Below are 14,017 nucleotides of genomic sequence, written 5' to 3'. Positions count from 1 at the left end.
AAGGCGGGTGCAGGGGACCCTGTCCCCTGCTGGGGGAGTTTGAGGGGGCAAAGCCCCCTCAAGGCCACAGGCGCCCCGTATTTTCAAACCACCTCGGCCTCGGTGTTGCGCGCCAGGGCGCCGCGCAGTTCCTCCAGGCTCATCAGATCCGCGTATTTCTGCCCCATATCGAAAAGATTGGCCTCATGCGGCCCGATGGCGCGGTCCCCCACGCAATCGGTGATGACGACAGGCCGCATCCCGTGGGCGGAGGCATCGACGACACTGGCGCGCACGCAGCCGCTGGTGGTGCAGCCGGCAACGAGCAGCGTGTCCACCCGCCGGAAGGCCAGCCACGCCGCCAGGGTGGTGCCGAAAAAGGCGCTGGCGTGCTGCTTGCGGAAGACGGTTTCCCCCGGCGCGGGGGTCAGTTCCGGCACGATCTGGCTGAGCGGGCTATGCTCGGTGAGCTTCAGCAGGGCGGGCACCTTCATGGCGAAGGCGCCGCCATCCGAGCCATCCTCGGCATAGACCACGCGGGTATGCGCCACCGGCCAGCCACGGGCGCGGGCGAGGGCGAGAAGCTCGACGGTGCGGGCGATGGCGGGGCCGATATTGCCGCCGCCGAAATGCGCCGGGTCGGTGAAGCCGTGGACGAAGTCGATGACCAGCACGGCCGGCGCCTGGCCGAGGCCGAGCGGGGTGGCGAAGCCCTGATGGCGGTAGATCTCCAACTCGTCGCTCATGGCGGGGTGTCCTGTGCAGGGGGTCGCGCAATCGTTGGCGCGCCGGGATGGGAAGAGGCCGGTGCGGGCGCGCCATCATGCCCTCTCCCGCGCCGGCGGAGAAGCCGCCCATCCAGCGCCAGCAGCCCGAGGCCGATCAGGGCCATGCCACCCAGGTGGAAGGGCGAGAGCCGCTCCCCCAGAATGCCGGCGCCGAGCAGGATGGCGCTGACCGGCACCAGCAGCGTGACCAGCGAGGTATTGGTGGCCCCCGCCGTGGCGATGAGCCGGAAGAACAGGATATAGGCCAGCGCCGTGGAGAGCAGAGCCAGCCCCGCCAGGGCGGCCCAGACGGGGGCGGCGGGGGCCGGCAGGCGCCAGGGCCGGTCGATGGCCAGGGCGAGCGGCAGGGCCAGGAGGGCCGTGGCCGCGATCTGCCCGAAGGCGCCCTGGGCGGGGCTGATGCCCATCGCCCGGAAGCGCCGCCCGTAGGAATTGGCGAAGCCGTAGAACAGCGCGGCACCCAGGCAGGCCAGGATGCCCGGCAGGCCGCCCTCCGCCCCGCGGAAGGCCGCGCCGCCCAGCAGCAGCGCCACCCCCGCGAGGCCCAGGGCGATGCCGGCGACCCGGTTGAGGGGCAGGCCCTCCTCCCGCGCCACGAAGCGGGCCACGAGGATGGAAAAGACAGGGGTGGTGGCGTTGAGGATGGAGGCCAGCCCGCTGCTGATGAAGCCCTGCCCCCAGAAGATCAGGGTGAAGGGGATGAGGCTGTTGAGCAGCCCCATGGCGAGAAAAGCCCGCCACGCCGCCGCCGTGGCCGGCACGGGAATGCCGCGCAGCGCCAGGAAGAGGCGCAGCGCCAGGGCGGCCAGGGCGACACGCGCCAGCACCACGGTGAGCGGCGGCAATTCCGCCAGGGCAACCTTGGAGAAGAAGAAGGACCCGCCCCAGAGGAGCGAGAGCAGGCCGAGCATCCCCCATTCGGAGGGGCCCATGGCGCGGGCTTCGGACATACGGGGAACCTTGCGGGGGTGGTCTGGGAGAGATGGCGCATCGGGCCGTTCCTGCCTCGCCGGAATCGGACCTCATCCTTCCGGCTTGCGGCCCGGCGGGCGGCTCCACCTGATATACGTCGCCCGGCAGGCAGGGCGCGAGGCGCAGGGAGAGACAGCATGCAGGAGGCCGCGGGGACGGCCTGGGAAGCGGCCTGGGCACGGCGTGACCCGGCCTTTGACGGGCGATTCTTCGTCTGCGTGCGGACAACGGGGATCTATTGCCGCTGCGTCTGCCCGGTGCGGCTGCCGCTGCGGCGCAATGTGCTCTTCGTGCCGAGTGCGGCGGCGGCGGAGGCGGCGGGGTTCCGCCCCTGCCTGCGCTGCCGGCCCGAGACGGCGCCCTTCTGCGCCGCCTGGAAGGGCAGCCGGGCCACGGTGGAGCGGGCGCTGCGCCTGATCGCCGAGGAGGGCGCGCTGGATGGCGAGGGCGCCTCGGTCGCGGCGCTGGCGGCGCGGCTCGGGATGACGGAGCGGCATCTACGGCGGCTTTTCACGCGGCATCTGGGGGCCACGCCCTCGGCCGTGGCGCGCACCGCGCGCGTGCAGCGGGCCAAGCGGCTGCTGAGCGGCAGCGATCTCGGCATGACGGAGATCGCCCTGCGGGCCGGGTTCGGCAGCCTGCGGCGCTTCAACGCCGTCTTCGCCGAGGTCTATCGCCGCCCGCCCAGCGCCATCCGGCGTGAAAAAAGCTGACGCCCCTCAAGCTGAAGAAGACTTTCCCCTCCACCCCCTCCATCAGATGGAACGCCCTGATGGGTTTCCAAAGGCCTCAGGCCTTTGGTGGGGAGAGTTTGAGAGGGGCCAAGCCCCTCTCAAGACCGCGCGACGGCCTGGAAGCCCATCCCTCAGCGCAGCATGGCGGCGGCCTTGTCGCGCGTCACCAGATCGACGCCGACATGGGTGATCTCCGGCACCTTCTCGCCCTTCTTGAGGGCCAGCAGGGCATCCATGGCGCGCTGCCCCATCTCATAGGGCCGCTGGCCGACCAGGGCGGAGGCATAGCCATCGCGCAGCAATTCGAGCTGCACGCGCAGCGTATCCGCCACCACCAGGGTCAGGGCGCCCTCCTCCAGCCGGGCGCGGTTGTTATCGACGAAGGACCTGAAGGCCTGCGGCACGAACATGGGCCAGCCGCCCACCGGCACGATGGCGTCGAGGCGCGGGTTGGCCGTCAGCAGGTCCGCCATCTGCTGCACGGCCAGCGCCTGGTCGTCATTGCAGAAGGTGGGGGAGCCGGGCACCTCGGTCCAGCCGGCGGCCTGGAGCACCTCGCGCACGCCCTTGACGCGGTCATTGAGGTTCAGCGCGGCGGGCCCGCCGGAGACCATGGCGTAGCTGCCCGGGCGCGGCCGCAGGGCGACGAGCTGGCGGCCGAGGGCGCGGCCGAATTCCAGATTGTCGGTGCCGATATAGGCCTGGCGCTGGCTCTGCGGCGCATCGGCATCGAAGGTGATGACGGGGATGCCCGCCTCCACCGCGCGCTGGATGACGCGGCGGGAGGCGGCGGCATCGGACACGGAGATGGCCAGCCCGTCCACCCGCTGGGTGATGAGGTCCTGGATGATCTGGGTCTGCGTCGCCGGCTCGTGCTCGACGGGGCCGAGATAGACGCATTCGACATTGCCGAGCTCGGCGGCGCGGGCGCGGCAGCCATCGCGGGCGAGGTCGAAGAAGGGGTTGTTCATGGCCTTGGGCACGATGGCGAAGCGGTAGCGCTGCTGTGCCGCGGCGGGGGTGGAAGTGGCGGCACCGCCGGTGAGGCAGGCGAGCGCCAGCGCGGCGAGGAGGAGGCGACGTGTCATCCCTGTTCTTCCCTGTTCTGCGTTCAGGTTTCTTCGTGTTGTCTCAGCCGGCGCGGCGGGCGCGCAGGCGGTCCACCAGCACCGCCAGGATGATGATCAGGCCGATCAGCGTATCCTGCCAGTAGGGGCTGACCTTGCCGAGGACGAGCCCGTTGCGGATCACCTCGATCAGTGCCGAGCCGAGCACGGCGCCGAGCGGCCCGCCGGCGCCGCCGGCAAGGTTGGCGCCGCCGATGACCGAGGCGGCGATGATGCGCAGCTCGTAGCCGAAGGCGAGGTTGGCCGGCACGGAGCCGAGCCAGCCCGCCATCAGCACCCCGGCGAAGCCGGCGGCGAGGGCGGAGAGCACATAGGCCGAGATCTTCACCGCATCGACGCGCACGCCGCAGAGCCGCGCCGCGCGCTCATTGCCGCCGATGGCGAAGAGATGCCGGCCCCAGGCGCTGTGGTGCAGCACCAGCCCCAGCAACCCGGCCAGCACCAGCAGATAGACCACCGGCATGGGCAGGCCGAGGAGCTGCCCGTCGGCGAGGCTGTAGAGCAGCTCCGCATCATCGCCCTGCGGCGCCTGGCCGCGCCCGTCGGTGATGACGTAGCAGAGGCCGCGCGCGATGGAGAGCATGCCAAGGGTGGTGACGAAGGGGGAGAGCCCGACCTTCGCCACCAGCACCCCGTTGATCAGTCCGATGGCGAGGCTGGTGGCGAGCCCGGCGCACAGCGCGGCGCCGAGCGCCAGCCCGGGCAGCCCGGAGAATCGCCCGGCCACCGCGTTCAGCGTCATGACGGTGACGAGGGCGACGAGCGCCATGGTCGAGCCCACCGAGAGGTCGATGCCGCCGGTGACGATGACCAGCGTGACGCCAAGGGCGACGATGGCAACGAAGGAAAAGTTCTTCGAGATGTTGTAGAGATTGCCGCCGGAGAGAAAGATCGGCGAGAGGATGGCCATGCCGAGGGCGATCAGCGCGAAGGCCACCGCCACATAGAAGGTCTGGCTGGCGAAGAAGCCGCGCCGGTGCCAGGGGGCACGGCCGACATTGGTGAAGTGCAGGCCGGTGCTCATGCCACCTCCAGCGCGCCGGTGATGAGGCCCGTGATCTCTTCCGGGCTGGTCTGGCCGATCGGCTTGTCCGCCACCTTGCGGCCGCGCCGCATCACCGCCACGCGGTCGCAGACGGTGAAGACATCCGGCATGCGGTGGCTGATGAGGATGACGGCGATGCCGCGGTCGCGCAGGCGCTGGATGAGGTCGAGCACCTCATGCACCTGGCGGACGGAGATGGCGGCGGTGGGCTCGTCCATGATGACGAGGCGGGCATCGGCCAGCCGGGTGCGGGCGATGGCCACCGCCTGGCGCTGCCCGCCCGACATCTGGCGCACGAGGTCGCCGGGCCGGGTCTCGGATTTCAGCTCCTGGAACAGCTCCGCCGCGCGCTGCTGCATCGCCGCGTGGTCGAGCAGGCGGAAAGGCCAGACCCCGCGCCGCAGTTCGCGCCCGAGGAAGACATTGGCCGCGGCCGTCAGATTATCCGCCAGGGCGAGGTCCTGGTAGACCACCTCGATCCCGGCATCACGGGCATCGGCGGGCCGGTGGAACTCCACCGGGCGGCCGTTGAAATGCATGGTGCCGTGGCTGGGGCGGAAATTGCCGGCCATGATGCGCACCAGGGTGGATTTCCCGGCGCCATTGTCGCCCATCAGCCCCAGCACCTCACCCCGGTGCAGGGTGAGGTCCACCCCGCCGAGGGCGCGGATGGCGCCGAACTCCTTGCCGATATCGCGCAGCTGCAACAAGGCCAAGGCCCTGCCCTCCCCCTGCTTTCCTGGACGGGCCCTCTGCGGGGCCTCGATGCGGGAGTGTAGCGATCCAAAATGAGTTGCGCACCTCAGAAAACGCGCTAGAGCTTGTCTTATGAACCTGCCTCCCTCTCGTGTGACCCTCGAGGATGTGGCGCGCGAGGCCGGCGTCTCGCTGGCGACGGTGGACCGGGTGCTGAACCGCCGCCCCGGCGTGCGGGCGCGGACGGAAAGCCGCGTCCAGGCGGCGGTGCAGCGGCTGAACTACCGCCCCGACCCGGCGGCGGCGCGGCTGGCGCGCAACCGCTTCCACCGCTTCCTCTTCCTGCTGCCCAGCGGCAGCAACAGCTTCTTCGCCCAGCTGGAGGAGCAGGCGCTGCAATTGCGCGACTGGCTGGCGGCGCAGCGCGCCGGGCTTGAGATCCAGCGCACCGATGTCTTCGACCCCGGCACGCTGGCGCGGCGGCTGGAGGCGATCCCGGCCGGGTGCGACGGCGTCGCCGTGGTGGCGCTGGACCACCCCCGCGTGCGCCATGCCATTGACGAGCTGGCGGCGCGTGGCGTGCCCGTCGTCACCCTGGTCTCGGACGTGCCCTCGGCGCGGCGGCTGCATTATGTCGGCATCGACAATGCCGCCGCCGGCCGCACCGCGGCGACGCTGATGGGCCGCTTCCTCGGCGGGCGGGGCGGCGCGATCGGCGTCCTCGCCGGCTCGCTCTCGCTGCGTGACCATGCGGAGCGCTATTTCGGTTTCGCCCAGGTGATGGAACGCGATTTCCCCGGCCTCACCCTGCTGCCGGTGCTGGAGGGGCGCGACGATAATGGCCGCAACGCCACCCTGGTGCAGCGGCTGCTGGAGCAGGCACCGGGGCTGCGCGGGCTCTACAATATCGGCGCCGGGCATCGCGGCGTGGTGGCGGCGCTGGAACAGGCCGGGCGCGCGGACGGAATCGTCTATATCGGCCATGAGCTGACGCCGCATACCCGCCGCTTCCTGCTGGAGGGCACGCTGGATGCCTGCATCGCGCAGGATGCCGGGCATGAGGTGCGTTCCGCAGCGCGGCTGCTGCTGGCCCAGGCGCTGCGCGAGCCGGTGCTGCCGGAGCAGGAACGCATCCGCATCGGCATTTTCGTGCGCGACAACCTGCCCTGATGCTCAGCCTTCCAGTGAGGGGGCTTTGCCCCCTCAAACTCCCCCAGCAGGGGACAGGGTCCCCTGCACCCACCATCAGACAGACTTTCGATAAGCCTTGCGCACCTCGCGCCAGAAGAGACGACGCCTCGGTTTCCGCGACAGTTTCCGAAAAACCGTCCCTCGTCTTGTCGGAACGTTAACCCTTCTCCTGCCCATACTCGGCCCCGATCAACAACAGGGCTGGCGCATGCGGCAAATCTCTGGGCTGCGGGACCGGGCGAATGCCTCGCAAGGGCAGGATGGCCTGGCCATGGACGAGCCGGTTTTCTTCAGTCTCCCCCAGGCCCGCGGCCACGTGGCCGGCGGCCCGGCGGGGATCGCGGCAGGGGGCGCCGCGGAGGCCGGCGCGCAGCTCTCCGCGACGGGGGCGGACCCGCTGGCGGGCAGCCAGTGGCACATCGCCAATGCCAATACCGGCATCGACGTGCAGAGCGTGTGGGGCCGCTACAGCGGGCGGGGCGTGCTGGTCGGCATCATCGATGACGGCTTCCAGTACACCCATGCCGACCTCGCGGCGAATTACCGCACCGCGCTGGACCGCGACTTCGTCCGCAAGGACAATGACGCCGCCCCCGTCGACGGCACGCACAACCATGGCACGGCGGTCGCCGGCGTCATCGGCGCCGCCTACAACAATGCCTATGGCGGCAGCGGCGTCGCCTGGGGCGCGGGGCTGGTGGGCTATCAGGTCAGCTTCGGCACCAACACCTCCACCTCCGAGATCCTGGAGGCGCTGAAGGCCGCCCGCTCGCTCGACGTGGTGAACAATAGCTGGGGCTATGGCGGCGTCTTCGGCGATAATTTTTCCAGCATCACCTTCGCCCAGCATGGCAAGGCGATGGAAGACGCCGTGCGCTACGGACGCGGCGGGCTGGGGACGAATTTCGTCTTCGCCGCCGGCAATGACCGCGCCTCCGGCCAGAACGTCAATTACCACGACTTCCAGAACTCGCCCTATGCCATCGCGGTGGGGGCGACGGACCAGAATGGCGCCATCGCCTCCTTCAGCACGCCGGGCGCGGCGATCCTGATTTCCGCGCCGGGCGTCGGCGTCGTCACCACCGACCGCACGGGCAGCAGCGGCTATGTCAGCGGCGATTTCGCCGCCGTCAGCGGCACCTCCTTCGCCGCCCCCGTCGTCTCCGGCGTCATCGCGCTGATGCTGGAGGCCAATTCCGGCCTCGGCTACCGCGACGTGCAGGAGATCCTGGCCTATTCGGCGCAGAAGACGGCCTCCTTCCTGACCACGGCGCGGACCAATGGCGCGACCGACTGGAATGGCGGCGGCCTGACCTATAACCACGATTTCGGCTTCGGCCTGGTGGATGCCCATGCCGCCGTGCGGCTGGCCGAGACCTGGCAGTCGAAATCCACCTTCGACAATGCGGCGAAGCTCTCCGCCAGCAGCACGGCCAAGCTCGCCCTGCAGGATGCCGGCACGGCCAGCAGCACCATCAAGGTGGGCAGCGCGGATCTGGAGATCGACCGCGTCGAGGTGACGGTCGATCTCAGCCATGCCCGGATGAGCGATCTGGTCCTGACGCTGGTCTCGCCCACCGGCACGGAAAGCGTGCTGATGAGCCGCGCCGGCCTCAGCAGCGGCGGCACCGGCTCGACCACGCTGAAGTTCACCATGGACAGCGTGCATTTCTGGGGCGAGGGCGTGACCGGCACCTGGACGCTGAAGGTGCAGGATGCCGCCTCCGGCTTCACCGGAACGCTGAATTCCTGGAAGCTCGACTTCATCGGCGATGCCATCGGCAACAACGATCTCTACATCTACACGGATGCCTTCGCCACGCTGGGGGCGGACAGCAAGCGCGCCGTGCTGCGCGACCTCGATGGCGGCATCGACACGATGAACTTCGCCGCCATCAAGAGCGCGGTGCAGATCGACATGAATGCCGGTGCGAAGAGCGTGGTGCTGGGCAAGAGCCTGACGATCGCCGCCGGCACGCTGATCGAAAACCTCTTCACCGGCGACGGCAACGACACCATCACCGGCAATGCGCTGTCCAACCGCATCTCCGGCGGGCGTGGCGCGGATGTCATCAAGGGCGGCGCCGGCGCCGATGTCTTCATCTATGCCCGGATGGAGGATAAGGGCGATGTGATCACCGATTTCTCGCAGCAGGACATCCTGGACCTTTCCGGCCTGCTCGACGGGCTGGGCTACAAGGGCAGCACGGCCATGGCGGATGGCTGGGTCAAGACGGCGCAGACCTCGCGCGGCCTGTCGGTGATGGTCGATGCCGACGGGCTGGGCAGCGCGATGGCGGCCCAGGAACTGCTGTTCCTCCAGGGCTATACGGGCGGGCTGAGCGACAGCCGCATCATCGCCTGAGCGGGCGGGGCGGCGGGGTGCCCCGCCGCTCCCCTTGCGGCCAGGGCCGCGCTTGTCTAATCGCCCGCCATCCCACGATACGGGGAAGGCAAGCATGGACAATCCGGCCGAGACGATGGAAGAGCCCCAAGGCAACAAGCGCGTCGCCCTGCTGATCGCCGCCCTGGCGCTGGCGCTGGCCCTGACCGAGGTGGCGGGGGACGACGCCAAGTCGGAAGCGCAGATGCGCAATGTGGAGGGGGCCAATCTCTGGGCCTTCTTCCAGGCCAAGACGGTGCGGCAGACGACGCTGCGCGGCCTGTCGGACCTGCTGCCGCTGCTCACCCCCGCCCCGGGGCGGGAGGCGGAGGCCGAGGCCATGCTGGGCCGCTGGCGCGCCAGCATCGAGCGCTGGGAGAGCGAGCCCGAGACGCAGGAGGGCCGGCGCGAGCTGATGGCCCGCGCCAAGGCCACGGAGCAGGCGCGCGACGAGGCGATGCGGCGGGACGGCCATTACGATCTCGCCGCGGCGATGCTGCAGCTGGCCATCGTGCTGGGTTCGGCGGCGATCATCACCGGGGCGGGGCTGCTGGTCTGGCTCGGGGGCGGGCTGGGCCTGGCCGGCGCGGGCCTTTCCCTTCTGACCTTCCTCGGCCTGACCTGACCCTGATGGAGGTCCAGGACGCCCGCGTCCTGGCGGATGGGTCCAGGGAAGGCAGAGCCTTCCCTGGCCTTTTTCACGCTCCCCTCACGCCGTGCGCAGCGCCCGCCAGGCGGCGGCGAAGCCCTGCGCCCTCTCCCCCACTTCGGCGGCGCTCATCCCCGGCGCGTAGAGCGCGGAGCCGAGGCCGAAGCCCGCCGCCCCCGCCGCCAGGAAGGGCTGCATGGTCGCGGGCGTGATGCCCCCCACCGGCAGCAGCCGCGTCCCCGCCGGCAGCACGGCGCGGATGGCCTTGACCACCGGCGGCCCGACCAGCTCGGCCGGGAAGAGCTTCAGCGCCGTGGCCCCGGCGGCGAGGGCGGCGAAGGCCTCGGTGGGCGTCGCCACCCCGGGCGTGCAGAGCAGCCCGGTCCGCGCGGCGGCGGCGATCACCGCGGTATCGGCATGGGGCATCACCACCAGCTCGGCGCCGAGACCGGCGAGGCGCGCCACCTCCTCCTCCCGCGTCACCGTGCCGGCGCCGACCAGCGCCTCCGCCGGCAGCAGGCGGCGGATGGCGGCGATGCTGGCGAAGGGCTCGGGCGAGTTCAGCGGCACCTCGATCAGCCGGAAGCCCGCCGCGTAGAGGGCGGTGGCCACCGGCTCCGCCTCCTCCGGGCGCAGGCCGCGCAGGATGGCGATGAGGGGCAGCGCGGCCAGGGCGGCATCGAAGCGTGGCGCATGGGGCGAGGTGGTCATGGCGTGGTCTCCCCGGCGGCGACCAGCCCGGCCGCCACGGCAAAATGGAACAGCCCGGCGGGCGCGGTGTTGCCCAGCGGCAGCGGCGCGGGGGCGCCGAAGGCGGCGAGGGCCGTGGCGTAGCGGCGGCACAGCCCCGCCTCGCCGATCAGCACCAGCGGCGCCGTGCCCTCCGTGCGGGCGAGGCCGGACACCACCTCATGCCCGATGAGCAGCCCGGAGAGGAATTCCGCCAGGGCGGCCGGGGCCATGCGCCCGGTCAGGCCGAGGCTGCGGGCGGCGAAGATCTGGTGCGGCAGGTCGCCGGGGCCGCTGGCGCGGGCGAGGTCCAGCCCCTGGGCGAAGGCGGCGGCGGCTTCTTCCGCGCCCGGCGCCACCTCCGTCATCAACCGCCCGAGCAGCGAATGGTGACGCAGCACGGCGAAGAGCTCGCCCGTCATGTAGGTGGCGAAGCCGGTGATGCGCCCCTCCTCCAGTTCCACCCATTTGCTGTGGGTGCCGGGGAGGATGAAGCGGGCGCGGGCGGCCAGGGCGGGCTGCGCGCGCAGGGCGCCGGCGATCTGGATTTCCTCGCCGCGCATCACGTCGGGCGGGGCGCCGGGCGGGGCGTGCAGCAGGCCGGGGGCGATGAGCACCCGCACCCCCGCGGGCGTGGTGGCCTCGACCGCGGCGCGGGCCAGGGTGGCGGGGTCGGCGGGGCAAGGGGCATAGGGGGCCTCGCGCCAGCCCTGGGCGCTGCCGACCATGCCGCCCGCCACCACGGGCAGGCCGGGCCAGCGCGCCAGCCAGGGGCCGCAGCGCGCGGCCAGGACTTCGGCGAAGCCCTCCGCCCCCGGGCGGGGCAGGTGCAGGATGCCTTCCGGCCCGGCGGCCTGGGCCAGCACCGTGCCGGAGGCATCCATCAGGAAGGCGCGGAAGCTGGAGGTGCCCCAGTCGAGCGCGATCAGGGCCGGCGGTGCCTGTCCCTGCTTGTCTGTCACGGTTTCCCCCATGCCGGATTCCTTGTCGTTTTGAGAGGCTGTTTGAGCCTGCGGGCCTTGAGGGGGGCTTTGCCCCCTCAAACTCCCCCTTTCTTTCCCTTGGGCAGGGAGCAGGGCTCCCTGCACCCGCCTTCAGAAAGGGTTTCCAAAGGCCTCAGGCCTTTGGTGGGGTGCGTTTGAGAGGGGCGAAGCCCCTCTCAAGAGCGCGGCCGTATTCTCAAGCAGCCTCAGGCCTGATCGTTCCGGGTCAAGGCTTAGGCGGGCCGGGCGGAGGCGTCAAACCAGGCCGCAACACACTGATTCGGGGCGACAACGGATTATATAAGACTCATCTTCTAGACTTGATGCAGCGCAAGGAAGAGCGCGGCCGGCGGGCCTAGAAGCCCCCCAGTCGTCAGGGATTCCGGTGAGTCCCGCTGCGGGAGAGTCTGCCTCCGATGCCCGATCTGCACCCCGGCCCCGCGCCAGAAGGCGTGGCGACACGGCCCGCGACGGAGGCACGGCCTGCCTCCGCCCCCGCGCCACGGCGCCGGGGCGCGCCCTCCGTGCCCCCGGCCCTGCGGCGGGGCGCGCTGGTGCAGGCGCTGGCGGCGCTGCTCTGGCTGCCCCAGGCGGGGCTGCTGGCCTTCGCCGTGCAGGGCATCGCGGCGGGGGAAGGCGTGCAGGCCACGCTCTGGCCCGCCGCGCTGGTGCTGCTGCTCGGCCTGGCCCGCGCCGGGCTGGAGGCCTGGGGCGGGCGGCGGGTCTTCGCCGCCGCGCGCGCCCTGCTCTCCGGGCTGCGGGCCGGGGCGCTCACAGCCCTGGCCACGCGCTCACCGCTCGACGCCACGCGCCCGGCCTCCGGTGCCGCCGCCAGCCTGCTGGTGGAGCAGGCGGATGCGGTGCTGCCCTATCTGCTGCGCTTCCGCCCGGCGCGGCTGCGCGCGGCCCTGGTGCCGCCGGCCATCCTGCTGGCGGTGCTGCCCTTCTCCTGGTCCGCCGCGCTGGCGCTGCTGCTGGCGGCGCCGCTCATCCCGCTCTTCATGGCGCTGATCGGCTGGCGCGCCCAGGCGGCGAGCGAGGCGCAGATGCTGGAACTCGGCGGCATGAACAGCTTCCTGCTCGACCGGCTGCGCGGGCTGGCCAGCATCCGCGCCCTGGGTGCCAGCGCGGCGACGGCGGAGCGGCTGCGGCTCCAGGCGGAGAGCCTGCGCGCCCGCACCATGGCGGTGCTGCGCATCGCCTTCCTCTCCTCCACCGTGCTGGAACTGTTCTCGGCGCTCGGCGTGGCGCTGGTGGCGGTCTCGATCGGCTTCCACCTGCTGGGGGAGATCCGCTTCGGCAGCTGGGGCCGGCAGCTTTCGCTGGGCGAGGGGCTGTTCATCCTGCTGCTCGCCCCCGCCTTCTTCGAGCCGCTGCGCGAGATGTGCGCCGCGTGGCATGACCGCGCGGCGGGCGAGGCGGCGCTGGCCGCGCTGCGTGCCCTGGCCGCGCCCGCCCCCCGCCTGCCCGGCGCGCTGGATGGCGCGCCCGCGCCGGCCTCCACCCGCCCGCCCGGTCTTTCGGTGCGGGGGCTGCGCTTCCGCCATGCCGGGGCCGCCGCCCCGGCCCTGGAGGATGTTTCCCTGGAGATCCGGCCCGGCGAGCATGTCGCCCTGCTGGGGCCGAGCGGCGCCGGCAAGTCGAGCCTGCTGGCGCTGCTGGCCGGGCTGGCGGTGCCGGAGGCCGGGCAGATCCGCCTCGATGGCCGGCCGATGGATGAGGAGAATGCCGCCCTGCTGCGCCGGCGCATCGCCTGGGTGGGGCAGGCGCCGCATCTCTTCGCCGGGTCGCTGCGGGCCAATGTGGCGCTCGGCCGGCCAGGGGTGACGGCGGAGGCCACCGCCCGCGCCCTGCGCCTCGCCGGCCTCGCCGGCTGGGACCCCGCCCGCCCGGTGGGCGAGGGCGGCCATGGCCTTTCGGGTGGCGAGGCGCTGCGCCTCGCCCTGGCCCGCGCGGTGGCCGACCCCGCCGCCACCCTGGTGCTGGCCGATGAGCCCACCGCCCATCTCGATGCCGCGACCGCCGCGGCGGTGACGGAAACCCTGCTCGGCCTCTGCCAGGGGCGCACCCTGCTGCTGGCGACGCACGACCCCGCGCTGGCCGCGCGCATGGACCGGGTGATCACCCTATGAGCCGCTTCGCCCCCCTCCTCCCGGTGCTGGCCCTGTTCTGGCGGGCGCAGCGCGGCCGGCTGCTGCTGGGCGCGGCCCTCTCGGCGCTGACGCTGCTGGCCGGCGCGGCGCTGCTCGGCCTCTCGGGCTGGTTCATCACGGCCACCGCCCTGGCGGGGCTTTCCGCCGGTCTTTCCGCCGGTCTTTCCGCGGGCGCCCCGGCGATCGGCTTCGACGTGTTCCGCCCCGCCGCCGGCATCCGCGCCCTGGCCCTGGCGCGCACCGCCGGGCGCTATGGCGAGCGGCTGGTGACGCATGACGCCACCCTGGCCGTGCTGGCGGCGCTGCGGGTGCGGCTGTTCCAGGGCTGGGCGACGCCCGGCGCGGCGCGGGAGCTGCTGGCCCGCCCCGCCCGGCTGCTGCACCGGCTGACCGCCGATGTCGATGCGCTGGACGGGCTCTACCTCCGCCTGCTGGTGCCGGCGGGGGGCGCGCTGGTGGTGGCACTGGGCAGCGGGCTGGCGCTCGGGCTGCTGCATCCGGCGCTGGGCCTTGGCCTGCTGGCGCTGCTGCTGGCCACCGGGCTGGGGGTGAGCCTCCGGGCCGCCCGCGCCGCCGCCCGCCCCGCCC

General features: G+C 72.1%; 12 protein-coding genes and 1 pseudogene. 6 read left to right on the top strand and 7 right to left on the bottom strand.

The window, feature by feature from the left end:
• Positions 1-83: 83 nt before the first annotated feature.
• Both NON00_RS21520 and NON00_RS21515 read right to left on the bottom strand, forming a co-directional pair.
• Positions 84-725 carry an isochorismatase family protein gene (locus NON00_RS21520; RefSeq protein WP_256024808.1) on the bottom strand — a complete coding sequence of 214 codons (642 nt, stop codon included), beginning with the start codon at positions 723-725 and terminating at the stop codon, positions 84-86.
• The gene (locus NON00_RS21515) at positions 722-1,717 is read right to left on the bottom strand and encodes a DMT family transporter (protein WP_256024807.1); all 996 of its coding nucleotides are present in this window, start codon (positions 1,715-1,717) and stop codon (positions 722-724) included. The genes NON00_RS21520 and NON00_RS21515 overlap by 4 nt, the downstream gene beginning before the upstream one ends.
• Positions 1,718-1,876: 159 nt before the next feature.
• On the opposite strand from NON00_RS21515, the gene NON00_RS21510 reads away from it, so the two are divergent.
• Positions 1,877-2,452, top strand: coding sequence for a bifunctional transcriptional activator/DNA repair enzyme AdaA (locus NON00_RS21510; protein ID WP_256024806.1), 576 nt, complete (start codon positions 1,877-1,879; stop codon positions 2,450-2,452).
• Positions 2,453-2,604: 152 nt separating this feature from the next.
• Here NON00_RS21510 and NON00_RS21505 read toward each other — a convergent pair whose 3' ends face one another.
• Genes NON00_RS21505 through NON00_RS21495 form a run of 3 tightly spaced genes read right to left on the bottom strand, consistent with a single transcriptional unit; the run spans position 2,605 to position 5,361 of the window.
• Positions 2,605-3,561 carry a sugar-binding protein gene (locus tag NON00_RS21505; protein WP_256024805.1) on the bottom strand — a complete coding sequence of 319 codons (957 nt, stop codon included), beginning with the start codon at positions 3,559-3,561 and terminating at the stop codon, positions 2,605-2,607.
• A gap of 43 nt (positions 3,562-3,604) precedes the next feature.
• Positions 3,605-4,624 carry an ABC transporter permease gene (locus tag NON00_RS21500; protein ID WP_256024804.1) on the bottom strand — a complete coding sequence of 340 codons (1,020 nt, stop codon included), beginning with the start codon at positions 4,622-4,624 and terminating at the stop codon, positions 3,605-3,607.
• The gene (locus NON00_RS21495; RefSeq protein WP_256024803.1) at positions 4,621-5,361 is read right to left on the bottom strand and encodes an ATP-binding cassette domain-containing protein; all 741 of its coding nucleotides are present in this window, start codon (positions 5,359-5,361) and stop codon (positions 4,621-4,623) included. Before NON00_RS21495 ends, NON00_RS21500 begins: the two co-directional genes overlap by 4 nt.
• Positions 5,362-5,473: 112 nt before the next feature.
• On the opposite strand from NON00_RS21495, the gene NON00_RS21490 reads away from it, so the two are divergent.
• The 3 genes from NON00_RS21490 to NON00_RS21480 all read left to right on the top strand — a co-directional run bounded on the left by NON00_RS21490 (position 5,474) and on the right by NON00_RS21480 (position 9,540).
• On the top strand, positions 5,474-6,511 hold the full coding sequence (locus NON00_RS21490) for a substrate-binding domain-containing protein (protein ID WP_256024802.1): 1,038 nt from the start codon (positions 5,474-5,476) through the stop codon (positions 6,509-6,511).
• Positions 6,512-6,803: 292 nt separating this feature from the next.
• Entirely contained in the window at positions 6,804-8,897 is a 2,094-nt protein-coding gene (locus NON00_RS21485; RefSeq protein WP_256024801.1) for a S8 family serine peptidase, read from the top strand.
• A gap of 94 nt (positions 8,898-8,991) precedes the next feature.
• A complete protein-coding gene (locus NON00_RS21480; protein ID WP_256024800.1) occupies positions 8,992-9,540 on the top strand; it encodes a DUF4337 domain-containing protein in 549 nt (182 codons plus the stop codon).
• An 84-nt stretch (positions 9,541-9,624) separates the two neighbouring features.
• Here the strand turns inward: NON00_RS21480 and NON00_RS21475 are convergent, their stop codons facing one another.
• Entirely contained in the window at positions 9,625-10,275 is a 651-nt protein-coding gene (locus tag NON00_RS21475; RefSeq protein ID WP_256024798.1) for a 2-dehydro-3-deoxy-6-phosphogalactonate aldolase, read from the bottom strand.
• On the bottom strand, positions 10,272-11,255 hold the full coding sequence (locus NON00_RS21470) for a 2-dehydro-3-deoxygalactonokinase (RefSeq protein WP_256024797.1): 984 nt from the start codon (positions 11,253-11,255) through the stop codon (positions 10,272-10,274). The genes NON00_RS21475 and NON00_RS21470 overlap by 4 nt, the downstream gene beginning before the upstream one ends.
• Before the next feature lie 437 nt (positions 11,256-11,692).
• Here NON00_RS21470 and cydD point away from each other — a divergent pair, with 437 nt between their 5' ends.
• Both cydD and NON00_RS21460 read left to right on the top strand, forming a co-directional pair.
• Positions 11,693-13,408 (top strand): thiol reductant ABC exporter subunit CydD, encoded by a 1,716-nt coding sequence (gene cydD, locus NON00_RS21465; RefSeq protein WP_256024796.1) that lies wholly within the window; start codon positions 11,693-11,695, stop codon positions 13,406-13,408.
• Positions 13,405-14,017: pseudogene (locus NON00_RS21460) on the top strand (ABC transporter ATP-binding protein); the annotation flags it as partial. The gene cydD and the pseudogene NON00_RS21460, both read left to right, overlap by 4 nt.

This window comes from Roseomonas sp. GC11, from assembly GCF_024437745.1.
Classification (GTDB): domain Bacteria; phylum Pseudomonadota; class Alphaproteobacteria; order Acetobacterales; family Acetobacteraceae; genus Pseudoroseomonas.
The sequence above is the reverse complement of the archived record's forward strand: the minus strand, read 5'-3'. Positions and strand labels throughout refer to the sequence as shown.